The 22,500-nt window shown below is 70.6% G+C and carries 19 protein-coding genes (2 of these 19 cut by a window edge); 5 read left to right on the forward strand and 14 right to left on the reverse strand.

Annotated elements, in window-relative coordinates; genetic code table 11:
• The 3 genes from miv_RS04855 to miv_RS04865 form a co-directional block, all read right to left on the reverse strand.
• Positions 1-584: the beginning of a flavin-containing monooxygenase gene (locus miv_RS04855; RefSeq protein WP_048430352.1), read on the reverse strand. 1,039 nt of this gene lie to the left of the window's left edge; the window shows 584 of its 1,623 coding nt (coding positions 1-584); the start codon lies at positions 582-584; its stop codon lies beyond the left edge, outside the window.
• A gap of 277 nt (positions 585-861) precedes the next feature.
• Positions 862-1,800 (reverse strand): hydroxymethylglutaryl-CoA lyase, encoded by a 939-nt coding sequence (locus tag miv_RS04860; protein WP_425312963.1) that lies wholly within the window; start codon positions 1,798-1,800, stop codon positions 862-864.
• On the reverse strand, positions 1,797-2,990 hold the full coding sequence (locus miv_RS04865) for a CaiB/BaiF CoA transferase family protein (RefSeq protein ID WP_207181681.1): 1,194 nt from the start codon (positions 2,988-2,990) through the stop codon (positions 1,797-1,799). Before miv_RS04865 ends, miv_RS04860 begins: the two co-directional genes overlap by 4 nt.
• Before the next feature lie 718 nt (positions 2,991-3,708).
• Between miv_RS04865 and miv_RS04870 the strand changes: the two genes are divergently transcribed.
• From miv_RS04870 to miv_RS04885, 4 genes are all read left to right on the forward strand, one after another.
• Positions 3,709-5,964 carry an ATP-binding protein gene (locus miv_RS04870; RefSeq protein WP_207181683.1) on the forward strand — a complete coding sequence of 752 codons (2,256 nt, stop codon included), beginning with the start codon at positions 3,709-3,711 and terminating at the stop codon, positions 5,962-5,964.
• Positions 5,965-5,973: 9 nt separating this feature from the next.
• The gene (locus miv_RS04875; RefSeq protein ID WP_048430346.1) at positions 5,974-6,435 is read left to right on the forward strand and encodes a response regulator; all 462 of its coding nucleotides are present in this window, start codon (positions 5,974-5,976) and stop codon (positions 6,433-6,435) included.
• Positions 6,428-8,161, forward strand: a complete 1,734-nt coding sequence (locus tag miv_RS04880; protein WP_244748874.1) for a response regulator — start codon at positions 6,428-6,430, stop codon at positions 8,159-8,161. The genes miv_RS04875 and miv_RS04880 overlap by 8 nt, the downstream gene beginning before the upstream one ends.
• A 347-nt stretch (positions 8,162-8,508) precedes the next feature.
• Positions 8,509-10,824, forward strand: coding sequence for a xanthine dehydrogenase family protein molybdopterin-binding subunit (locus miv_RS04885; RefSeq protein WP_207181684.1), 2,316 nt, complete (start codon positions 8,509-8,511; stop codon positions 10,822-10,824).
• 85 nt (positions 10,825-10,909) lie between these two features.
• Here miv_RS04885 and miv_RS04890 read toward each other — a convergent pair whose 3' ends face one another.
• From miv_RS04890 to miv_RS04940, 11 genes are all read right to left on the reverse strand, one after another.
• Positions 10,910-11,494: a YciE/YciF ferroxidase family protein gene (locus miv_RS04890; protein ID WP_207181685.1), complete on the reverse strand. Its 585-nt coding sequence runs from the start codon at positions 11,492-11,494 to the stop codon at positions 10,910-10,912.
• A 410-nt stretch (positions 11,495-11,904) separates the two neighbouring features.
• Positions 11,905-12,336 carry a hypothetical protein gene (locus miv_RS04895; RefSeq protein WP_082711514.1) on the reverse strand — a complete coding sequence of 144 codons (432 nt, stop codon included), beginning with the start codon at positions 12,334-12,336 and terminating at the stop codon, positions 11,905-11,907.
• Between the two features lie 103 nt (positions 12,337-12,439).
• Positions 12,440-13,429: an ABC transporter ATP-binding protein gene (locus miv_RS04900; RefSeq protein WP_207181687.1), complete on the reverse strand. Its 990-nt coding sequence runs from the start codon at positions 13,427-13,429 to the stop codon at positions 12,440-12,442.
• A complete protein-coding gene (locus tag miv_RS04905; RefSeq protein ID WP_207181688.1) occupies positions 13,426-14,400 on the reverse strand; it encodes an ABC transporter ATP-binding protein in 975 nt (324 codons plus the stop codon). Before miv_RS04905 ends, miv_RS04900 begins: the two co-directional genes overlap by 4 nt.
• Complete coding sequence (locus miv_RS04910) at positions 14,397-15,251, reverse strand: ABC transporter permease (RefSeq protein ID WP_048430340.1); 855 nt, start codon at positions 15,249-15,251, stop codon at positions 14,397-14,399. Before miv_RS04910 ends, miv_RS04905 begins: the two co-directional genes overlap by 4 nt.
• On the reverse strand, positions 15,248-16,189 hold the full coding sequence (locus miv_RS04915; protein WP_058619302.1) for an ABC transporter permease: 942 nt from the start codon (positions 16,187-16,189) through the stop codon (positions 15,248-15,250). Before miv_RS04915 ends, miv_RS04910 begins: the two co-directional genes overlap by 4 nt.
• Positions 16,190-16,717: 528 nt before the next feature.
• Complete coding sequence (locus miv_RS04920) at positions 16,718-18,268, reverse strand: ABC transporter substrate-binding protein (RefSeq protein ID WP_207181689.1); 1,551 nt, start codon at positions 18,266-18,268, stop codon at positions 16,718-16,720.
• Between the two features lie 32 nt (positions 18,269-18,300).
• On the reverse strand, positions 18,301-19,449 hold the full coding sequence (locus miv_RS04925; protein ID WP_244748875.1) for an NAD(P)/FAD-dependent oxidoreductase: 1,149 nt from the start codon (positions 19,447-19,449) through the stop codon (positions 18,301-18,303).
• On the reverse strand, positions 19,449-20,840 hold the full coding sequence (locus tag miv_RS04930) for an NAD(P)/FAD-dependent oxidoreductase (RefSeq protein ID WP_244748877.1): 1,392 nt from the start codon (positions 20,838-20,840) through the stop codon (positions 19,449-19,451). Before miv_RS04930 ends, miv_RS04925 begins: the two co-directional genes overlap by 1 nt.
• Positions 20,833-21,123: a (2Fe-2S)-binding protein gene (locus miv_RS04935; protein ID WP_207181691.1), complete on the reverse strand. Its 291-nt coding sequence runs from the start codon at positions 21,121-21,123 to the stop codon at positions 20,833-20,835. Before miv_RS04935 ends, miv_RS04930 begins: the two co-directional genes overlap by 8 nt.
• Positions 21,120-21,809 (reverse strand): SDR family NAD(P)-dependent oxidoreductase, encoded by a 690-nt coding sequence (locus miv_RS04940; protein ID WP_207181692.1) that lies wholly within the window; start codon positions 21,807-21,809, stop codon positions 21,120-21,122. Before miv_RS04940 ends, miv_RS04935 begins: the two co-directional genes overlap by 4 nt.
• A 157-nt stretch (positions 21,810-21,966) precedes the next feature.
• On the opposite strand from miv_RS04940, the gene miv_RS04945 reads away from it, so the two are divergent.
• A protein-coding gene (locus miv_RS04945) for an IclR family transcriptional regulator (RefSeq protein WP_207181693.1) crosses the window boundary here: on the forward strand, positions 21,967-22,500 show its 5' portion. 297 nt of this gene lie beyond the right edge of the window; 534 of the gene's 831 nt are visible here — the first part of the coding sequence; the start codon lies at positions 21,967-21,969; its stop codon lies off the right edge, out of view.

The following is a 22,500-nucleotide window of genomic DNA, read 5'->3' on the forward strand; positions in this document are numbered from 1 at the left end:
CCGGTCGAGCCCGTGCCGATCAGCCCGACGCGCTTGCCCGAAAAGTCGACGCCGTCATGCGGCCAGCGGCCGGTATGGTACCAAGCGCCCGAAAAGCTCTCGAGGCCCGGGATCGCCGGCACGTTGGCGCTCGACAGGCAGCCCACGGCAGTGATCAGGAACTGCGCCTCGAAGCGCTCGCCTGTCTCCGTGGTGACGGTCCAGCGGTTCGCATCCTCGTCGTAGGCGGCGCCGGCGACGCGGGTGCCGAGCTGGATGTCGCGTCGCAGGTCGAACCGGTCGGCGACGTGGTCGAGGTAGCGGCGGATCTCGCCGTGCTCGGGGTAGCGCTCGGTCCAGTCCCACTCCTCCTCGAGTTCGCGGGAGAACGAGTAGGAGTAGTAGTAGCTCTCGGAATCGCAGCGCGCTCCCGGATAGCGGTTCCAGTACCAGGTGCCGCCGATGCCATCGGCCGCCTCCAGCACCCGCACAGACAGGCCGAGCCGGTCGCGCAGCAGATGCAGCTGGTACAAGCCGGAGAACCCGGCCCCGACGATGATCGCGTCGTAGCGACGGGCCGGGCCGGCCTCGATGGAGTCTGTCATGGCGTCCGCGCCTCCCCGCCGGAAAGCCGTCGCGCCCGGCCGGGCGCCCGGTTCCTTGTCGTTGTCTCCGGGGATCATGGCGTGATCCCGGGAGACGTGTCGGAGAGGCTAGCCCGCTTGCCGCATGACGACCACGCCCTTTCGGCGCGCGCCACCCATGAGATTGGCTCAAGCGGAACGGGCGTTGCGGCACAGGCTCTCAGGCATCCGAAGAGCATGAGGCCGGGTGAAACGAGGGAGAGGCCGCCGATTCCAGGCTGTCTCTGCCGCGCCGGGATCAGGCCGCCTTGAGCGGCGGGGCAGGGTGCAGCTCGTGCGGCCGACCGGCCTTGGCGACCTGGCCCGGAACGTCGTGGCCGACGAGGCGGGGCAGGTCGCGGGAGAGGGTCAGCAGCGCGTCGAGGTCGAGGCCGGTCGTCAGACCCATCTCCTCGGCCATGCTGACGAGGTCCTCGGTGCAGATATTGCCGGTGGCGCCCGGCGCGAACGGGCAGCCGCCCAAGCCCCCGAGCGCCGCATCGAACCGGCGCGCGCCGGCCTCATAGGCGGCGAGCACATTGGCGAGGCCGCAACCGCGGGTGTTGTGGAAATGGAGCGTCAGCCGGTCTGGCCCGACCAGCGGCAGCACCCGGGCGACGAGGCGGGCGACCTGGCGCGGATTGGCCATGCCGGTCGTGTCGGCGAGCGTCACCCCGTCGACGCCGAGCGCCAGGTAGCGCTCGACCTGGGCCAGCACCTTGTCCTCGGGTTCGATGCCCTCGAACGGGCAGCCGAAGGCGGTCGCCGCGGTGGCGTTGACGCTCACCTGTCCCCGCACCGTCTCCAGGATCGCGGCAAAGCCCCGGATCGAGGCCTCCGGCGTCATGCCCATATTGGCGCGGTTGTGGGTCTCGCTCACCGAGGCGACGAGGTTGATCTCGTCGGCGCGCGCGGCGAGCGCACGTTCGGCGCCCTTCGGGTTCGGGACCAGCGCGACGTAGGTCGTCCCGGGCCGGCGGGCGATTCCCGAAAAGACCTCGGCGGCATCGGCCAGCGCCGGCACCGCCTTCGGCGAGACGAAGGACGAGACCTCGATGCGGGTGAAGCCCGCCGCCGAGAGCGCATCGATCAGCCGGATCTTCTCCGGCGTCGGCACGAAGACCGGTTCGATCTGGAAGCCGTCGCGGGTCGCGACCTCTTGCACGAAGATCCGATCCTGGAGGACGATCCCGCTCACGCGACGGCTCCCTTCCGGCGCAAGGCCGCGATGCCGGCCTCGTCGAAGCCGAGGTCGGAGAGCACCGAATCGGTATGCGCGCCGAGCGCCGGACCCTGCCAGCGCACTTCGCCGGGAGTCTCGGAGAGCTTCGGCACGATGCCGGGCATCTTCACCCGCGTGTTCCCGGGCAGGTCCGCTTCCAGGATCATGTCGCGGGCGTTGTAATGCGGGTCGGCGACGATGTCGGCGACCGAGTAGATCCGGCCGGCCGGCACCTCGGCGGCATCGAGCACTGCGAGGGCTTCCGTCACCGTGCGGCCCCGGGTCCAGTCGGCCAGGACGGCATCGAGCATCGCGGCTTGGCGTGAGCGGCCTTCGTTGTTGCGGAAGTCCGGATTCTCGGCGAGGTCGGGCCGGCCGATCGCATTCATCAGGCGGCGGAAGATCGGGTCGCTGTTGCCGGCGATGACGACGAAGCCGCCATCCCGGCTCGGATAGGTGTTGGACGGCGTGATGCCGGGCAGCGCCCCGCCGGTCCGGGTGCGGACCTCGCCGAGGAGGTCGTATTCCGGCACCAGGCTCTCCATGACGTTGAACACGCTCTCGACGAGCGAGACGTCGATGACCTGGCCGGCGCCCTGGCCGGTCTTGACCCGCAGGAGCGCCATCAGGGCGCCGATGACGCCGTGGAGCGAGGCGAGCGTGTCGCCGATGCTGACGCCGACGCGGGCCGGCGGGGTGCTCGGGTCGCCGGTGGTGAAGCGGATGCCGCCCATCGACTCGCCGATGGCGCCGAAGCCGGGCCGATCGCGATAAGGCCCGGTCTGGCCGTAGCCGGAGATGCGGACCATCACGAGGTTCGGGTTGAGACCCGAGAGCACGTCCCAGCCGAGACCGAGCTTTTCCAGGCCGCCGGGCCGAAAATTCTCGACCACCACGTCGGCGCTCTGCGCCAGCTGCTTGACGATCGCGAGGCCGTCCGGGGACTTCAGGTTGACGGCGATCGACTTCTTGTTGCGCGACTGCAGGTACCACCAGAGCGAGGTGCCCTCGTGCATCTTGCGCCATTTGCGCAGGGGATCGCCCTCGCCGGGGGGCTCGATCTTGATCACTTCGGCGCCGAACTCCGCCATCAGCCGGGTGGCGAAGGGCGCGGCGATCAGCTGGCCGAGTTCCAGGACGCGGATGCCCGCGAGCGGACCACTCATGGCGTCGTCTCCCTGTCATGTGTTGGGTTTGCTATAGGTGAAGAACGCGGGGCCGATCCAACCGTATTTCATGAGCGGGCGTTCACCGGCGCGGAACGCACCGCAGGGTCACCCGGTGGCTTGCGGCACCGGATGCGCGACCATGAGGCCGGGGACAGCGTGGCGGGCCACGTCACGAGGATCAACTCGCGGTCGGCCCAAGACTTTGTGGGGGGCACCGCCACGAGCTGCATCGCCCCGTCGAGCAGGGCGGAGATCGGCGTGGGGACCACCCCGAGGCGCACAGCGAGCCTGCATCGTGCGGCGGACCGGGTCGAAGCCCGGCACACGAACCCGAAGGCGCACGGGGCAGCCGATCCGCCGGATGTCGACCCGGACGCCGTCATGGATCGAACGCTGGACGTCCCGGTCCCGATGCCCTCGGAGCCGAGGACCTGCGCGAAGGCGATGTGGGTTCGCCCGGCCAGCGGATGCTCGGCTCGCAGCACCAGCCGGTCGCATCGGGAGGGGAGACCGCGTAAACCGGGTGGCGTGACGCGGCCCGACCGGATCGGGTTCCGGCCGCCCCCTCGACGATAACCAAGGACGTGCGAAATAGGGCGGACCACCGCGCGAGACCAGCGGGCCGGTGCGCCGCACTGGTGGGTGCCGCCCGCTTCCCCTAAGGTGCTGCCGCCGGCTGGATCAGGATCGTCGGTGCGACGAGGTGATGGCGTCCATGCGGTCTGTGCAACCGGCGGAACTCACGGCCTGCGACAGGGAGCCGATCCATATTCTCGGCACGTTGCAGCCGCACGGCTTCCTGCTGGCGCTCGAGGGACCGGAGCTGCGCGTCGTCCAGGCCAGCGCGAACCTCCCCGATCTGCCGGGCCGCCCCGCCGACCGGGCCCATGGCCGCCCGTTGCGGGAGGTGGTGCCGGAACTGGGCGAGGCGACCATCCGGCAGGCCCTGGCGACGCAGCCCGGCCGCGACGGCGCGACCTATCTCGGCACGCTCGTCCTGGAGACCGGGACCGGGCTTCGCGCCTACGATCTCGCGGCCCATCGCTCCGGCGCCCTCACGGTGCTCGAATTCGAGGAGAGCGCGGGCGAGGCCGCGGCCGGCGGCCTCGACACGCTCTATCCGCGGCTTCGCGCCTTCATCGAGGCCCTGCACGGCGCCTCGAGCGTCGCCGACCTGTGCGGCCTGCTCGCCGCCGACATCCGCCAGCTCACCGGGTTCGACCGCGCGCTGGTCTACCGGTTCGACCGCGACTGGCACGGCACCGTGGTGGCCGAGGACGGCAACGGCGTGCTGCCCTCCTACCTCGACCTGCGCTTTCCGGCCTCCGACATCCCGGCCCAGGCCCGCGAGCTCTACCGCCGCAACCGGCTGCGGATCATCCCGGACGCGGCCTACGAGCCGGTGCCGATCGTGCCGGCCCGGACGCCCTCGACCGGGGAGCCCCTCGATCTCAGCCAATCCGTGCTGCGCAGCGTCTCGCCGGTCCATGTCGAGTACATGCGCAACATGGGCACGTCCGCCTCGATGTCGATCTCGATCCTGGTCGAGGGCGCGCTCTGGGGCCTGATCTCCTGCCACAACAAGGGGCCGCGGCGGGTCCCGCTCCAGACCCGCAACGCCTGCGACATCCTCACCCAGACCTTCGCCCTCCAGCTCGCCGCCAAGGAGCGCGGGGCGCTGGCCGAGCAGCGCCTGGCGCTGGGTGCGATCCAGGCCCGCCTCCTCGCCTACATGGCCGAGGAGGAGAACTTCGTCGAAGGGTTCCTCAAGCATCCCGAGGACGTGCTGGCCCTCACCGATGCCGGCGGCGCGGCGATCGTCACCGGCCAGCGCTGTCACCTGATGGGCCGCACGCCCTCGGAGCGGCAGGTGCGGGGCGTCTACGAGTGGCTGTCCTCCGAGCATGCCGGCGCGGCTGTCCACGCCACCGAAGCCTTGTCCGAGGAATACCCGGCGGCCAAGACCATCGCCGACACCGCGAGCGGGCTCCTCGCCATCTCGATCTCGGAAAAGTACGCCAGCTACGTGCTGTGGTTCCGGCCCGAGGTGGTCCAGACCGTGCGCTGGGGCGGCGACCCGAAGAAGGCCGCCACCAAGGATCCGGCCGGCGGGCCCGACCGGCTGCACCCGCGAAAATCCTTCGAGACCTGGAAGGAGACGGTACAGGGCCGCTCGCTGCCCTGGTCGGTGCCGGAGATCGACACCGCCAAGGACCTGCGCGCGGCGGTGCTCGGCATCGTGCTGCGCCGGGCCGAGGAGCTGGCCTCCCTCACCGAGGAACTGCAACGCTCGAACAAGGAGCTGGAGGCGTTCTCCTACTCGGTCAGCCACGACCTCCGGGCGCCGTTCCGCCACATCGTCGGCTATGCCGAGCTGCTGCGCTCGCGCGAGGGCGAGAAGTTCTCGGAGCGCGGGCGGCGCTACGTCGACACCATCATCGAGGCGGCGTTCTCGGCCGGCACCCTCGTCGACAACCTGCTGACCTTCTCGCAGATGGGCCGCAACGCCCTCAACCGCATTCCCTGCGACATGAACCAGCTGGTCGAGGACGTGCGCCGGAAGATGATCCGCGACATCCCCCTCGAACGGGCGATCCGCTGGCAGGTCGGCGCGCTCGGCCGCGCCCAGGCCGACCCGGTGATGATGCGGCTCGTGATCGAGAACCTGCTCTCCAACGCCGTCAAGTACACCCGCGGGCAGGCCGAGGCGGTCATCGAGGTCGGGCGCGAGGCGGACCGCGACGGCGAGGCGGTGTTCTACGTCCGCGACAACGGGGTCGGCTTCGACATGGCCTACGTCAACAAGCTGTTCGGCGTCTTCCAGCGCCTGCACCGGGTCGAGGAGTTCGAGGGAACGGGCATCGGGCTGGCCAATGTCCGCCGCATCGTCGAGCGTCACGGTGGACAGGTCCGGGCCGAGGGCACCCTCGGCCGGGGCGCGACCTTCCACTTCACGCTCCCCATCCGCTAGAGACGAGCCATGGCCGACCTCAAGCCGATCCTCCTCGTCGAGGACAACCCCAACGACATCGAGCTGACGCTGGCGGCCCTGGAGAAGAGCCAGCTGGCGAACAAGATCGTCATCTGCCGCGACGGGGCCGAGGCGCTGGAATTCCTGCGCCGGCAGGGACCGCATGCCGACCGGCCGGTGCAGGATCCGGCGGTCGTGCTCCTCGACCTCAAGCTGCCGAAGGTCGACGGGCTCGAGGTGCTGGCGGCGGTCAAGGGCGATCCCAAGACCCGGGCGATCCCGATCGTGATGCTCACGTCGTCGCGCGAGGAGAGCGACCTCGTGCGCTCCTACCAGCTCGGCGTGAACGCCTTCGTGGTGAAGCCGGTCGGCTTCAAGGAGTTCTTCGAGGCGATCCAGGATCTCGGCGTGTTCTGGGCCGTGCTCAACGAGCCGCCGCCGCACCGGTCGGACTGGATCTCCGGTGACTGAGCTTCCGGCGCTGGAGGACGGCGCGGCCCCCCTGCGGATCCTGCTCCTCGAGGACAGCGACCTCGATGCCGAGCTCCTGGGTGCCGTCCTGGAGGACGCCGCCCTGTCCGTCACCCTCGACCGGGTGATCAGCCGGGACGCCTTCGCGGCGGCGACGGGGGCGGGCTGCCACGACATCATCCTGGCCGATTACGTGCTCCCCGCCTTCGACGGCATGAGCGCGCTCGCCATGGCCCGGGACCGTTGCCCGGAAATCCCCTTCGTCTTCGTCTCCGGCACGCTCGGCGAGGAGGTGGCGGTGGAGGCGCTGAAGAACGGCGCCACCGACTACGTGACCAAGCAGCGCCTCGACCGGCTGCCGCGGGTCATCCTGCGCGCCCTCTCGGAAGCCCGTGCCCACGTCCTGCGCCGCCAGGCCGAGCAGGCCCTGCGCGACCTCAACGAGGGCCTCGAGCAGCGCGTCGCCGAGCGGACGCGGGAACTCGCCGAGGCGAACGCGGCGCTCCAGCACCAGATCGCCGAGCGCGAGCGGATCGAGGACGCCCTGCGCCAGGCCCAGCGCCTCGAGGCGGTGGGCCAGCTCACCAGCGGCGTCGCCCACGACTTCAACAACCTCCTGACGGTCATCGCCGGCAACATCGAGTTCCTCGAACGCGCGGTCTTCGACGACCGTTCGCGCCGGCGCCTCGAGATGATGCGGGGGGCGGCCGAGCGCGGCGCCCGGCTGACCGCGCAGCTCCTCGCCTTCTCGCGGCGCCAGAAGCTCGAACCGGTACCGGTGCAGCTCAACCGTACCGTCGCGTCGATGCGCGATCTCCTGCAGAGCTCGATGGGCGGTTCGAGCCGCATCGAGATGACCCTGCAGCCCGACCTGTGGCCCGCCCTCGTCGACGCGACGCAGATCGAGCTGATCATCCTCAACCTCGCCATCAACGCCCGGGACGCGATGGCCGTCGGCGGCTGCCTGACGATCGAGACCGCGAACGTGCGGCTCGCCGCCCCGCCGGCCCGGGCCGAGGAACCGATGCCGGGCGAATACGCCATGGTGGCGGTGAGCGACACCGGTACCGGCATCCCGGCCGAGGTCCTGGCCAGGGTGTTCGAGCCGTTCTTCACCACCAAGGAGGTCGGCAAGGGCTCGGGCCTCGGCCTCGCCCAGGTCTACGGCTTCGCCAAGCAGTCGGGCGGGGGCGTACGCATCGACACGCGGGTGGGCGAGGGGACCTCGGTCCGGGTCTACCTGCCGCGGGTGGCGGGCGAGGCCGCCTTGCACGAGGTGCGCCCGGCCGCAGCCGACGTCTCGCTGGCCCGCGACACCAGCGACAAGCGGGTGGTGCTGGTCGTCGACGACGACAGCGCGGTGCGCGACATCACGACGACGCGGCTCGGCGAGGCCGGCTACGCGATCCGCGAGGCGGGCTCTGGCCTCGCGGCGATCCAGGCGCTGGAAGCCGACCCGGCCGTCGACCTCGCGGTGCTCGACTTCGCGATGCCGGGGATGAACGGCGTCGAGGTCGCGACCGTGATCCGGAGCCGCTGGCCCGCGATCCAGATCCTGTTCGTCACCGGCTACGCCGACCACACCGCCCTGTCGCAGGTCGATGTCGGCGGCGACGACCGGGTGGTGCAGAAGCCGTTCCGCGGCGAGGACCTGGAGCGCAAGGTCGCGTCGATCCTGGAGCGCCGCCCGCGGCTGACGCTGGTGGCCGGCGGCGCCGGCCGCTGACGTTACGGGCCCACAAGACAGTCGGGCGAAATTCGATCGCCAGATTTCGATCGCGATCCGGTGAGGCGCGGCGGCAGCGCCGCTGACGCCCCGGATTCCGCGTGCTAGGGTCGTCCCATAAGAACCGGTCCGCATCGTCGGCCGGCCCAGTGGGAGGAAAGCTGCTGCATGGCAGGATCCGTGGCCGGAGCCCCGTCTCTCCCGTTCCGCTCAGCCGAGCGCGCCACCGCGCCGGATGCCCGCCGTCATCGCCTCTCCCCGATCATGCGAGTCCGCACGCCCGTCCCCGTGACGGGTCTCCGCACTGGCATCCCGTTCACGCACCAGCATCGCATTGCGAGGTTCACATGACAGTGACCAAGTTCGGCCTCGGCCAGCCGCTGCGCCGGGTCGAGGACCGTCGCCTGATCACCGGCGAGGGGAATTACGGCGACGACCACGCCCCCGCGGGCTGCCTGCACGCGGCGCTCCTGCGCAGCCCGCACGCACACGCGACATTCACGATCACCGACCTCGAAGCCGCGCGGGCGATGCCCGGCGTGCACCTCGTCCTCACCGCCGAGGACGTGGCCGATCTCGGCGACATCAAGTGCCAGGCGCCCCTGCCGAACAGCGACGGCAGCCAGAACCACATCGCCAACATCCCGCTGCTCGCCAAGGGCGTGGCGAAGCATATCGGCGACGCCGTCGCCTTCGTGGTCGCCGACACGCTGATCCAGGCACGCGACGCCGTCGAGGCGATCGGCATCGAGTACGACGTGCGGCCGGCGGTCGTCGGCATCCGCGGCGCCGTCGCGGGCGGCGCGAGCGCCGTGTGGGACGAGCAGCCCGACAACGTCTCGTTCGACGCGACCATGGGCGACAAGGCGCCGGTCGACGCCGCCTTCGCCAAGGCCGCCAAGGTGGTGCGGGTCGAGGTCGAGAACCAGCGCCTCGTCACCAACTACATGGAGACCCGCAGCGTCGTCGCCGAGTACGATGCGGGCACGAAGCGCTTCACCCTCACCATTCCGAGCCAGGGCGTGCACGGCCTGCGCAAGACCCTGACGGGCGTGCTCGGCGTCGGCAAGGACCAGATCCGCGTCGTCACCGGCGATGTCGGCGGCGGCTTCGGCACCAAGACCTTCACCTACCGCGAATACCCGCTGGCGGCCGAGGCCGCGCGCCGGCTCGGCAAGCCGGTGAAGTGGGTGTCGGAGCGCGGCGAGCACTTCGTCGCCTGCACGCAGGGCCGCGACAACCTCTCGGTCGGCGAGGTCGCTCTCGATGCCGAGGGCACGTTCCTCGCCATGCGCTTCGACGTCATCGGCGATCTCGGCGCCTATCTGTCGCAATACGGGCCCTACATCCCGTATCTCGGCGCCACGATGCTGACGGGCGTCTACAAGACCCCGGCGGTGTTCGTCCGGGTGCGCGGCGTCTACACCAATACCGTGCCGGTCGACGCCTATCGCGGCGCCGGGCGGCCGGAGGCGGCCTACCTGATCGAGCGCCTGGTCGACCGGGCGGCGCGGGAGACCGGGATCTCGCCGGCCGAGATCCGCCGGCGCAACTTCATCCCGCCGAGCGCGATGCCCTACACGACGCCGATCGGCGACCGTACCTACGACACCGGCGACTTCGCCGCCCATATGGGCCGCGCCGTCGAGGCGGCCGAGTGGAACGGCTTCGAGGCCCGCGCCGCGGAATCCCGGGCCAAGGGGCTGGTGCGCGGCATCGGGCTCGCCACCTACATCGAGTGCACCGCCTGGGGCGAGGGCGAGGACGTCAAGATCACCCTCGACAAGGATGGCGGCGCCACCGTCTATGTCGGCACCCAGTCGAACGGCCAGGGCCACGCCACCGCCTACGCCCAGTTCGCCGCCGAGCATCTCGACCTGCCGCTGGAGCGCATCCGGGTGGTGCAGGGCGACACCGACAAGGTCGCCACCGGCGCCGGCACCGGCGGCTCGCGCTCGATTCCCGTCGGGGGCATCTCGGTCGGCGCGGCGTCGCAGAACCTCGCCGGCAAGCTCAAGGAGCTCGCTTCCGAGGAGCTGGAGGCGGGCGTCCAGGATCTCGAGATCGCGGACGGCGCGGTGCGCGTCGCCGGCACCGACAGGTCGATCGACTTCGCGGCTCTGGCGGCCCTGCCGAAGGCCAGCGAGGCGACCCTGACCGGCCAGGGCGATTTCGTGCCGCCGAGCGCGACCTACCCGAACGGCACCCACGTCGCCGAGGTCGAGATCGACCCCGAGACCGGGATCACCGAGGTCGTGCGCTACACGATCTGCGACGATTTCGGCATCGTGGTGAACCCGCTGCTGCTCGCCGGCCAGGTCCATGGCGGCGTGGTCCAGGGCATCGGCCAGGCGCTGCACGAGCGCACGGTCTACGACGCGGAAGGGCAGCTCCTGACCGCGAGCTTCATGGACTACACCATGCCGCGGGCCGGCGACGTGCCGTTCTTCCACTTCGAGACGAAGAACGTGCCCTCGACCACCAACCCGATGGGCATCAAGGGCGCGGGCGAGGCGGGCAGCATCGGCTCCTGCCCGGCGGTGATGAACGCCGTCGTCGACGCCCTCGACCGCAGCGTCGGCCTGCGCGACATGGACATGCCGGCGACCCCCGCCCGGATGTTCGCGGCTCTGGCGCCCCTGCGCAAGGCGGCCGCCGCCTGACGGCGGGCACCCGTCTCGCGATGCCGTCGCGGCGCCCGGCCTCTCGAGCCGGGCGCCGTTCTGTTTCAGGGTCAAAGACGCGGGGTCAGGCCGCCTTGCCCGACCGCGCCTCGCCCGACCGCGCCTTGGCGGACGATCCCCGCCCGGGCGCCTGGCGGTCCGGCTCGGCCTCGTCGCCGTCAGCGCCCTCGACGTTGATGCGCTCGGCGATCTCGGTCAGCAGCGCGTCGGTCTTCTTCTCCTCCTGCAGCGTCTCGTCGAGCAGCCGGGCGGCGTCATCGAGGCCGAGCTGGCTCGCCCAGGTCTTCAGCGTGCCGTAGCGGGCGATCTCGTAATGTTCGAGGGCCTGGGCGGAGGCCGCCAGCACCGCATCGGCAGCCGGGCCGTCGCCGAAATCCTCGAGATCCTCCTCCATCTCGCTCGTCAGGCCCTGCATCGCCTCGCAGGTCTTGCCTCGGGCCGGCTTGCCGAGGATGTCGAAGATCTCCTGGAGCCGCTCGACCTGAGTCGCGCTCTCCTCGGCATGGGTCTCGAAGGCCTGCCGCAACTCCTCGTGCTGCGCCGACTTCGCCGCCTTCTTCAGCGCGCGGACGGATTGCCGCTCGGCGTAATACACGTCCTTCAGCGTCTCGTAGAACGCATCCTGCAAGGTCTTCTGCTTCGTCGCCATGCGCTCGTTCGCCTTTGACTATGGGCCGACCGATCGGCTCGCTCATCGGACGAGCCGTGATCGCTGGCTGAACGTCGGGAATCTGGCACGGGTCCCATAACTTCGAGCGAATCGACCGTCGACCGGGCGAATGGCGGCCAATGGCGATGGAACGCAATCGGGTTCGCCCCGAGATCCGGGCGGGATCGATCCCCCGTACGCCGACGGGGCGCCGGCACGCTCGCAAAAGGCGACGCCGGGTCTGAGCAGACTTGCGTTGGCAGGCCAACGCTTCGCCCGCTTAGATCCTTGTTTTGTCGCAGATTTTTGCCGCCGAACCGGTCTCCACTTCGGCGGAATCTGCTTAGGAGGCCCCGGCGTCGATCGTCCCGGAGAGGGAGCGTCAGGTGAGCGGGGCGTCGGCCGGCCGCTCAGCAGCTCAGCTTGCGGCCCTCGCGGAAGCCGTGGACCCGGAAGTGCTTGTAGCCCGACTCCATCTTGCCGGCGAGAACGGCACGGGCGACGTCCGGGTTGCAGCGCAGGTATTCGCGCTCGTTGAAAGCGGCGGCGCCATTGTCCCGCGACCCACGATCCCGGTCGCGCGCCCCGTAATCCCGGTCGCGGTCCCGCTCGCGATACCCGTAGTCGCGGTCGCGGCTACGATAGTCGTCGCGCCGGCCGTAATCGTCGCGGCGGTCCCGATAGTCGCGATCGCGATAGTCGCTGTCGCGGCTGCGGTACTCGCGATCCCGGTAGTCGCGGTCGCGATAGCCGTAATCGGGACCCCAGGACTGGGCCGAGGCGGTCCCCACCGCGCCGAGCAGGCCCAATCCGACGACCGCCATCACCCCAAACGTCCTCATCGTCTCTGATCCCCCTTCGCAAGGCGCATCGTCGCCGCTGCGGAAGCTAGAGCATCGCGAGCCTTTGGGGATAGCGCCGTGATGTCTCGCAGGGCGGGGCGGTCTACGGAGAGCCGGCGAAGCCGGCGTCGTAGAGATGGCAGGCCACCGCGCGGCCCGGCGCCGCCTCGCGCAAAACGGGGGCCTCGGCCCGGCAGCGGTCGAAGGCACGCGGGCAGCGGGGATGGAAGTGGCAGCCGCCCGGCGGATTGAGCGGCGAGGGGGGCTCGCCCTCCTGGAAGGCCATCGCCACCGGCCGTTCCGGATCCGGCACCGGCGAGGAGGCCTTCAGGAGCTGGGTATAGGGGTGCAGCGGCTCCTCGAAGAGCGGGCCGACCGGCCCGGTCTCGACCACCCGGCCGAGATACATCACGCTGACCCGCTGGCAGAAATGCCGGACCACGCCGAGATCGTGCGAGATGAACACGAAGGCGAGGTTGCGGGCCTGGCGCAGCGAGTCGAGCAGCCGCAGGATCTGCGCCTGGACCGAGACGTCGAGGGCCGAGACCGGCTCGTCGGCGAAGATCAGGTCCGGCCCGAGCGCCAGCGCCCGGGCGATGCCGATGCGCTGGCGCTGGCCGCCGGAGAATTCGTGCGGGAAGCGGGCGGCAGCGGTCGCCGGCAACCCGACCTCGGCGAGCAGCGCACCGACCCGCTCCGTCAGCTCCGTCCCGCGCGCGAGGCCGTGGACCCGCAGCGGCTCGCCCAGGGCTTCGCCGATGCGCTGGCGCGGATCGAGGGAGGAGGCGGGATCCTGGAAGACGATCTGCATCCGCCGCCGCAGGCGCCGCATCGCGCTCGCGGGCGCGGCGAGCACGTCCTGCCCGTCGAAGCGGACGGTGCCGCCATCGGCCTCGGTGAGCCGCAACGCCACCCGGGCGGTGGTGGACTTGCCGCAGCCGGATTCCCCGACGATGCCGAGGGCCTCGCCGCGCTGAACGTGGAACGACACCCGGTCGAGCGCCCGCACCAGGCTGGTCTTCGCGACCGGGAAGCCGCGTCGGATGGTGAAGGTCTTGGAGAGGTCCTCGACCTCGAGCAGCGGCGCCATCATGCGGCCCTCACCCAGCAGCGCACGGCGTGGTCGGGCGCCCCCGTCAGCGGCACGAGCGGCGGGCGCTCGCGGCAGCGCTCCTCCGCCAGGGGGCAGCGCCCTTGGAAGCGGCAGCCCTCCGGCATCTCCGGCAGGGTCGGCACCGTGCCGGGGATCGCCGCCAGCTCCTGCACCCGGTCGACCCGCGGCATCGCCTGGAGCAACCCTTCCGCATAGGGGTGGGTCGGCCGGGCGAAGAAGGCGCGGACCGGCGCGCTTTCGACCACGTCGCCGCCATACATCACCATCACCCGGTCGGCGACCGAGGCGACGACGCCGAGATTGTGGGTGATGAGCAGCACCGCCAGCCCCTCCCGGCGCTGGATCTCGGCGAGCAGGGCCAGCACCTGCGCCTGGATCGTGACGTCGAGCGCCGTCGTCGGCTCGTCGGCGATCAGCACGCGGGGCGAGCAGGCGAGCGCCATGGCGATCATCACCCGCTGGCGCATGCCGCCGGAGAACTGATGCGGGTAGGCATCGATCCGCTCGGCCGCCGAGGGCACCCGCACCCGTTCGAGGAGGGAGATCGCCTTTTCCCGTGCCGCCGCCTTCGACAGGCCGCGGTGGCGCCGCAGGGCCTCGGCGATCTGGAAGCCGATCGTCAGGACCGGGTTCAGCGAGGTCATCGGCTCCTGAAAGATCATCGCCAGGCGGTTCCCGCGCATCGCCTCGCGCTGGCTTTCGCTCGCCGCCCACATGTCGATGCCGTCGACCACGATCGAGCCGGCGCCGACGCGACCGACCTTGGGGGCCAGCAATCCCATCACCGAGAGGGCGGTGAGGCTCTTGCCGCAGCCGGATTCGCCGACGAGGGCCAGGGTCTCGCCGCCGGAGACCGAGAAAGAGACCTCGCGCACCGCGTCGTACCAGGTGCCGCCGACCTGGATCTGGGTCGTCAGCCCGTCGACCCGCAGGAGATCGGATGTCGTCATGGAGCCCCCCGCGGGTCGGTGGCATCGCGCAGGCCGTCGCCGATCAGGTTGAGGCCGATCATCACGGCGAGGATGGCGAGGCTCGGGAAGATCGACAGCCAGGGCGCATCGAGAAGGTTATCGAAGCCCTCGCGCACGATGCTGCCCCAGGTCGCCGTAGGGGGCGGCACGCCGAGGCCGATGAAGGCGAGGGTCGATTCGGTGCGGATCGCCGTGGCGAGCCAGAGCGAGGCCAGCACCACCACCTCGTCCATGATGTTCGGCAGGATGTGGCCGAACATGATGCGGATGTCGGAATAGCCCAAAGCCCGGCAGGCATCGACGAAGTCGCGCTGGCGCATGGCCAGCGTCGAGCCCCGCGCGATGCGGATGAAGGCCGGCACGGCGGTCACCGCGATGGCGAGGATCAGGTTGCCGAGGCTCGGGCCGAGCACCGCCACCAGCATCAGCCCCATGATGAGCTGAGGAAAGCTGAGCAACACGTCGGTCGCCGCCGTGATCAGCCGATCGGTCCAGCCCCCGAAATACCCGGCCACCACCCCGATCACCGTGCCCACCACCACGCCGATGAGCGTGGCGACGAAGCCGACCGAGAGCGAGATCCGGGCGCCCCAGATCACCCGCGAGAGCACGTCGCGGCCAAAAAAGTCGGTGCCGAACCAGTGCTCGGCGGAGGGGCCCATCAGGGCCGCGACCGGGTCCTGCTCGTTCGGATCGTACGGCGCGATCCAGGGCGCCAGGATCGCCAGGGCGACGACGGCGACCACCGTGACGGCGCCGATCATCAGGCCCGGCGAGCGGGTGGCCCGGCGCCAGGCGCTCGGGGCGGCGGAGGCGGCGACCGCGCTCATTGGGCCGAGACCCGCGGATCGACGAGGCCGTAGGCGATGTCGGTGAGCACGTTGGCGACCACGATGGCGAAGGCGGAGACGACCATCAGGCCTTGCAGCAGGCTGTAGTCGCGCTGGGTCAGCGCGGTCACGATCAGCTTGCCGAGGCCCGGGCGGTTGAACACGATCTCGGTCAGCACCGCGTTGCCGATCAGCACCCCGAGATAGAGCCCGACCACGGTGACGACCGGCACCAGCACGTTGCGGAGCGCATGGCGCCAGACCACGATCCGGGCCGGCATCCCCTTGGCCCGGGCGGTGCGGACGTAATCCTCGCCGAGCGCCTTCAGCATGCCCGAGCGTGTGACCCGGGTCACGTAGGCGACCATCAGCAGGCCGAGATTGAGCGCCGGCAGCACCAGCGCGCCGAGCCGATCGAGGATCCCGCCGGTGCGCGGGGTCGAGATCACCGGGAACCAGCGCAGCTGCACGGCAAACGCGATCAGCAGCAGGATGCCGGAGACGAAGGCCGGGAAGGACACGCCGGCGAGCGACACGATGCGGGCGAGCCAATCGGCGAGCCCGTCGCGCTTGCGCGCCGCCATGACGCCGAGCGGCACGCCGACCCCGACGCCGATGGCGACCGCGGCGAGCGTCAGCTCGATCGTGTAGGGCAGGACGTGGGCGACATCCTCCAGCACCGGCCGGTTGGTGGTGAGCGAGCGCCCGATATCGCCGGTGGCGATCTGGCCCATGAAGGCGAGGTACTGCACCACGATCGGCTTATCGAGGCCGAGCTTGCCCCGCAGGTCGGCCCGGGCGGATTCACTCGCCTGGTCGCCGAGGATCACGATGGTCGGATCGCCCGGGACCACCCGCACGAGCACGAACACCACGGTCAGCACCGCCACCAGCGTCGGGATCGCCAGGAGGAACCGCTTGAGGATGAACTGGAGCATGGAGCGGGCCGGGGGTTGGAGGTGATCACGCTGCCGGATCGGGCGCGGGTTTCTCCTCTCCCCGCGGGCGGGGAGAGGGCCGTGTCACCGTCCAGGGGACGCGGCAAGCGGAGGCGCAGCCGAAGCGAGGGTGAGGGGGTCTCGACGAATGAGACTCCTTCGGAAACACCCCCTCACCCTCGGCTGCCGCCTCGCTGTATCCCCTGAACGAGGACACAGCCCTCTCCCCGCCCGCGGGGCTACTGCATTCACATATCTCGGTCTGGGCGCTTTCCCCTTGGAAGGTAGTGCACCTCTCCTCCCCCCTGTGGGGAGGAGTTGGAGGTGGGGGTGGTGCCGCGTAGAGCACGAGGCTTCTCCGGCACCACCCCCACCCCTAACCCCTCCCCACAAGGGGGAGGGGAAGCGCGTTCATTTCCAATGAATTAGCTCTCATGGAGAGAAATATGAATCCGCTAGGCCCGCGGGGAGAGGGGGGATGCACATGCCCTGCCGTGAAAAGTAGACAAGTCGTGCGCTTGGAAAAACTTACTTCTTGTCCGTCATCTCGGTGATCACCGGCCCGAGATGGATCGCGCCCTTGAAGTCGTACCCGTAATCGACCGACTTCTTGTGCGCCCAGACCTGCAAGCCCTCCGAGAGCGGCACGGCACAGACCTGCTCGATGATCTTGGCCTGCGCCGTCTTCCACAGCGCTTTCTGCTTCTCCGGGTCCGGCTCGGTCCGCGCCGCCCGGATCTCGGCATCGGCCGCGTTGCAATGGGAGAAGTTCGTCACGGCGGTCGGCGTGCCGACCGTCGAGGCGGAATCGAAGAACTGGGTCAGGTAGGTGTCGGCGACGGGGAAGCGCGCGGCGGCGTAATAGACGACGTCCGACAGGTCCTTGCGGATCTGGGCGTGGTAGGTCTGGTGGTCGACCACGTCGAGCCTCAGCTCGATCCCGGCCTTCTTGAGCTGGCCCTGCACGATCTGCATCGCGGTCAGCATAGTCGGCAGGCTGGTCTGCACCGCCGTGATGGTGATGCCGTTCGGGTGCCCGGCCTCGGCCAGCAGCGCCTTGGCCTTGGCGGGGTCGTAAGGCGGCAGCGGCGCCTTGTCGTCGGTGCCGAGATAGCCCTTCGGGATGATCGACACCGCCGGCTCGGTGACGCTGGCACCCTTGAACTGGACGATCTGCGCCTGGCTGATCGCCGCCGCGACGGCGCGGCGCACCCGCACGTCGTCAAGGGGCTTGTGGCTGATGTTGAGGTGGAGCAATGCCAGCTCCGCCGGCCGCACGATGTCGACCGAGACGTCGGCCTCGCGGCCGAACCGCTCGGCCCAGCGCTGGTCCTGCCGGCCGTAGACCACGTCGAGCTCGCCGGAGGTGAAGGCGAGGTCGCGCGCGGCATCCGCCGGGATCAGCCGGTAGAGGATGCCGGCGAGCTTCGGCTTCCCGCGAAAATAATCCGGGTTCGCGGTCAGCCGCACGCTCTCGTTCGGCTTGTATTCGGCGAAGGCGAAGGGCCCGGTGCCGATCGGCTTCAGGCGAAAATCGTTGCCGAGCGCCTCGACCGCCTTGCGGCTGAGCACGTTGCCGCCGTGGTAGTTCGCCACCAGCCCGAGCAGCGACGGGACCGGGTGCTTGAGGGTGATCTTGACGGTGTACGGGTCCACGGCCTCGACCGCGTCGAAGGCGGCGTAGTCGGTCGCGAACGACGAGGTCTTGGGATCGGCGGCGCGCTTGAGCGAATAAACCACGTCGTCGGCGGTCAACTCGCCGTAGCCGCTATGGAACTTGACGCCCTTGCGCAGCGCGAAGGTCCAGGTGCGGCCATCGTCCGAGCGGGTCCAGGATTCGGCGAGGTCCGGCTCCAGGGTCTCGAGGCTGGTCGAGCCCGGCTTGAACCGTACCAGGCCGTTGAAGATCCAGGAGACGACCGGCTTGTCCTGGGTGCTGGTGGCCCGGAACGGATCGAGCTGGCTGATATCGGCGGCCGCCATGCCGATGGTCAGGGTCTTGCCCGCTGGAGCCTGGGCCAGCGCCGGTGCGGGGCCAAGCAGGGCGAGGGTGGCCGCGGCGAAGAGGAAGCGTCTCATCGTGGTGATCCCCCTGAGTGATTCTTCTGTCATCAGTGTTCGATCTCCCCCTCCGACCGGTACGGCCCACGCCACGCGGCGAAACGCTCGATCCGGAACGGATGGAGAGGAGAGGTCGAGCGGCCCTGCGTCACGAGTTCCGCCAGGATCTCGCCGACGACCGGGCCGAGCTGGAAACCGTGGCCGGAGAAGCCGAAAGCATGAACCAGGCCGGGCGTGGTGCCGGATGGCCCGATGATCGGGATATGGTCCGGCATCTCGCCGTCGAGGCCGCTCCAGCTGCGGATGACCTGGGCGTGGGCGAGGTCCGGGATCAGCGTCAGGGTCTTGTCCATCGCGCCAAGCGAGGTCGCGGAGACCGGCCGGGCGAGGCCGTCGACGCTGTCCGCCGTGCCGCGCCCGCCCCCCAGCACCACGTTGCCGCGCCGGGTCTGGCGCACATAGACGTCGCCGCCGACGACGCCGATCGACCGGGTGACGAGGTGCGGCAGCGGCTCGGTCACCACCATGTTGGGGGCGAGCGGCGCCACCGGCGCCGCCTCGCCGAACCACCCCGCCACCGCGCCGCCATAGGCGCCGGCGGCGTTGATCAGGCTGCGGCTGCGCACGCTCACGCCCTCAGCCTCGACCGAGAAGCCGGCCCCGTCATGGGCCGCGTGGTGGACCGGTGCATGCTCGCGCAGCTCGGCGCCCAGCCGCCGGGCGAGCCGCGCGAAGGCCGGCCCCACCACCCGCGGGTTGGCCTGCCCGTCGGTCGGCGAGAGCGAGGCGCCGACGACCGCCGGGCCGAGCCACGGCATCTCGACGCGGAGCGCGTTCGCTCCGAGAAGCTGGAGGTCGAGCCCGTATTCGGCCGCGTCGCGGGCATAGGCTTCGAGCACCGCCATGTCGGATTCGGAGCGGGCGAGCTTGATGTGGCCGGTCGCCTCGAACCCGACATCCTCCCCGATCCTGGCGCTCAACCCGTCCCACAGCGCCCGGGCGCGCCGTGACAGGGGCAACTCCGAGAAGTCGCGGCCCTGCTGGCGCACGCCGCCGAAATTCACCCCGCTGGCGCCGGCACCGCAGAGACGCTTCTCCAGCAGGGCGACGGTCAGCCCCGCTTCGCGCAACGCGACGGCGGCGGCGCAGGCCGCGGTGCCGCCCCCGATGATCGCGACGTCGACGGTGAGGCGCTCCATCAGACCGGCTCCCGCAGCGGAATCGGCTTGATCGGCGCCTGCCCGCGCAAGCGCCCGACCGTCTCGACCGGTTCATTCAGTGCGCGCGCCAGGATCTCGGCCGCGGCATGGCCGCAGACCCGGCCCTGGCAGCGGCCCATCCCGGCGCGGGTCAGCGCCTTGAGCCGGTTCATCTCGCGGGCGTCCCGTTCGGTCGCGGCGTGCCGCAGGGCGCCGGCGGTGATGCCCTCGCAGCGGCAGACGATCTCGTCGTCGTGAATCGCGTCGACAAGGTGGTGCGGATACGGATAGGCCGCTTCGAGCGCCGCGCGAAACACCGCCTGCCGGGCGAGCCGACGGTCGAGCCGAGCTTCCCGGGCGGGATCGCGCGGCCGGCCGAGATCGGCGAGCAGCGACAAAGCCGTACGCTCGCCCTGCAATTCGGCCACGTCCGCGCCGCCGATGCCGCCGCCGTCGCCGGCGAGGTAGACGTGCGGATGCGAGGCACGGCCCTCGGGCGACCGCTCCGGCTGCCATTGCCGGGTCACAGGCTCGAACACGAAGCGGCAGCCGGCGAGGTCGGCGGCTTGCGCCTCGCTGCGTAGGCCGAACGAGGCGCCGACCGCATCGCAGGCCACCCGATGCCGGCGCCCGCGCGCATCCTCCCAGGCCAGGGCCTCGACCTGTCGGCCGCCCTCGACCGCGATCGCTCGCACGCCGGAGCGCACCGGCAGGCCCCGCAACGCGCCCGCGACGGTGTACCAGACGCCTTTGGCCAAGGTCGCCGGAAGGGCGGCGAGGCGAGGAGCCGCTGTCACCTTCGCCCCGAGTGGCGTGACGTCGAGCACCGCGGCGAGTGTCGCGCCGGCCTTGGCATATTGATGCGCGACCAACGGCAGGAGCGGCCCGGCTCCGACGAGGGCGACGCGCCGACCGATCGCCATGCCCTGCGCCTTGAGGGCGATCTGTGCCGCCCCAAGGGTGAACACGCCCGGCAGGGTCCAGCCCGGGAAGGGCAGGGTGCGGTCCATGGCGCCGGTGGCGAGCACCAGCCGGTCCACCGCGATCCGCTCGTGACCCCGGGGCCCCAGACAGTCGAGATCGAAGCCGGCCTGATCCCGGGCGGCGATCCCCCACACCATCGTGTCGGGGCGGTAATCGATCTGCGATGCGAGCGCGTCGGCCAGATCGTGCAGCGCCTGCGCCCGCCCGGCCTCGAACCCGTAGAGCGCGGCTGCCGGCCGCTCGGCGCCGGGCGGCGGACGGCGGTAGATCTGGCCGCCGGCCCGGTGCCCCTCGTCGAGAAGAATGGGGCGCAACCCCGCCTTGGCCAGAACCTGTGCCGCCCGCAATCCCGCCGGACCGGCGCCGACAATCGCCAAGGTGGGCTCAGCCGAGACCGGTTCACTCACCGACGCCTCCCGTGACCACCGCCATGCCGGGCTCGACCCGGGTCGTACAGGCGCGCACCCGACGGCCATCCGCCAGGCCGACCCAGCAATCCTGGCAGGCACCCATCAGGCAGTACCCGGCCCGCTCGCCGGGGCCGAACTCGAACCGGCGCAGCGCGTGCCGGTGCAGCAGGATCGCACCGATCAGCAGGTCGCCGGCCTGCGCCTCGGCCGGTACACCGTCGATGGTGAAGGGAATGGCCGGGCCCGACCGTTTCGCGAGGCGATGAAAAAGCCCGCTCACAGCATGTCCTCGTGCCGGCAATTGAGGAGCAGTTCGGCGACGCTCGCGGTGTTGGGGAGCCGCACCACGGTCTCGATCACCGCGGCGATATCCTCAGGCCGGCTCATCAGCGCCCGCGGCTGCTTGGTGACGTGGGCGGTCATGTCGGTCTCGACGAAGCCCGGGCAGAATGCGGTAGCCCGGATGCCGTGCTCCCAGCCCTCGCGCCGCACGGCCTGGGTGAGGCTGACCAAAGCCGCCTTTGCCATGGCATAGCCCGCATTGTCGTTGCGCACGCGCTTGCCGGAGAGCGAGGCGATGTTGACGATCCGCCCAGTGCCCGACGCGACGAGGGTCGGCCAAGCCGCTCGGATCAGCCGCATCGGCGCCTTGACGTTGACCGTCATGAGCGCATCGAACGCCGTCTCGTCGGAATCGCGGAAGCGGGCCATCGGGTTGATGCCGGCGGCATTCACCAGCACGTCGATCCGGCCGAATTCCGTCAGCGTCGCGGCGGTCCAGGCTTCCGCACCACCGGCCTCCTCGGCGTCGTAGCGGCAGGCATGCCATTCTGGCGGCGCACGGCGCGGATCGCGCAGGCCGGCGCTGATCCGATAGCCGGCGCAGGCCAGTCTCTCGGCCACCGCCCGCCCGATCCCGCGCGAGGCGCCCGACACCATCGCGACCCGTCCCGCCGGCTCAAGCATCGCTGCCGCGCTCCCTCGGTGATCGCCGCATCGCGGCCAGGTTCCACCCTCGCTGGAAAGGATTGATCGTTGCAGCGATGCGAGCAACAGCTATTTCAATAGGCGAATGATTTTACCGACATTATTCCACTCAATGAAAATTTCGGGTACCATCAACATGGCCGTGGATGCTGAAGCGAAATCACCCGATCGATCCGCGCCCTCCCGCATCGCCGGCCTGCTGCGCCACCTCGGCGAGGCGGGCCCCGGCGGCGCGCGCCTGACGGCCCTTGCCGACGCGACCGGACTGCCGGCGCCGACGACCTTGCGCCTGCTGCGGGCCCTCGTCGCCGAGGAGCTGGTCGACCTCGATCCCGCGACGAAGACCTACCGGCTCGGCCTGGGCCTGTTCCGCCTCGCCGCTAGGGCCGGCAACCCGCTGGGCCTGCGCGATCTCGCCCGGCCGGCCCTGCTGCGGCTGACGGGGGCGCTCGGCGAGACGGTCTTTCTCCTGGTGCGCAGCGGCTACGACGCCGTCTGCATCGACCGCACGGCCGGCCCGTTGCCAATCCGCTCCTTCACCGGCGATATCGGCGGTCGGGTGATGCTCGGCCTCGGCCAGGGATCGATGGCGATCCTGGCCCACCTGCCGGCGGACGAGCAGGAGGCGGTGATCCGCTACAACCTGCCGCGACTTCGCGAGGTGACGAGC

It is taken from the genome of Methylobacterium indicum (assembly GCF_017347565.1).
GTDB lineage: Bacteria > Pseudomonadota > Alphaproteobacteria > Rhizobiales > Beijerinckiaceae > Methylobacterium > Methylobacterium indicum.

Bases quoted from the DNA above. Each gene is read 5' to 3' on its own strand.
- miv_RS04865 (WP_207181681.1), bottom strand. From the start codon at position 2,990: ATGAGTGGTCCGCTCGCGGGCATCCGCGTCCTGGAACTCGGCCAGCTG.
- miv_RS04870 (WP_207181683.1), top strand. From the start codon at position 3,709: ATGCGGTCTGTGCAACCGGCGGAACTCACGGCCTGCGACAGGGAGCCG.
- miv_RS04875 (WP_048430346.1), top strand. From the start codon at position 5,974: ATGGCCGACCTCAAGCCGATCCTCCTCGTCGAGGACAACCCCAACGAC.
- miv_RS04885 (WP_207181684.1), top strand. From the start codon at position 8,509: ATGACAGTGACCAAGTTCGGCCTCGGCCAGCCGCTGCGCCGGGTCGAG.
- miv_RS04890 (WP_207181685.1), bottom strand. From the start codon at position 11,494: ATGGCGACGAAGCAGAAGACCTTGCAGGATGCGTTCTACGAGACGCTG.
- miv_RS04895 (WP_082711514.1), bottom strand. From the start codon at position 12,336: ATGAGGACGTTTGGGGTGATGGCGGTCGTCGGATTGGGCCTGCTCGGC.
- miv_RS04900 (WP_207181687.1), bottom strand. From the start codon at position 13,429: ATGATGGCGCCGCTGCTCGAGGTCGAGGACCTCTCCAAGACCTTCACC.
- miv_RS04905 (WP_207181688.1), bottom strand. From the start codon at position 14,400: ATGACGACATCCGATCTCCTGCGGGTCGACGGGCTGACGACCCAGATC.
- miv_RS04910 (WP_048430340.1), bottom strand. From the start codon at position 15,251: ATGAGCGCGGTCGCCGCCTCCGCCGCCCCGAGCGCCTGGCGCCGGGCC.
- miv_RS04915 (WP_058619302.1), bottom strand. From the start codon at position 16,189: ATGCTCCAGTTCATCCTCAAGCGGTTCCTCCTGGCGATCCCGACGCTG.
- miv_RS04920 (WP_207181689.1), bottom strand. From the start codon at position 18,268: ATGAGACGCTTCCTCTTCGCCGCGGCCACCCTCGCCCTGCTTGGCCCC.
- miv_RS04925 (WP_244748875.1), bottom strand. From the start codon at position 19,449: ATGGAGCGCCTCACCGTCGACGTCGCGATCATCGGGGGCGGCACCGCG.
- miv_RS04940 (WP_207181692.1), bottom strand. From the start codon at position 21,809: ATGCTTGAGCCGGCGGGACGGGTCGCGATGGTGTCGGGCGCCTCGCGC.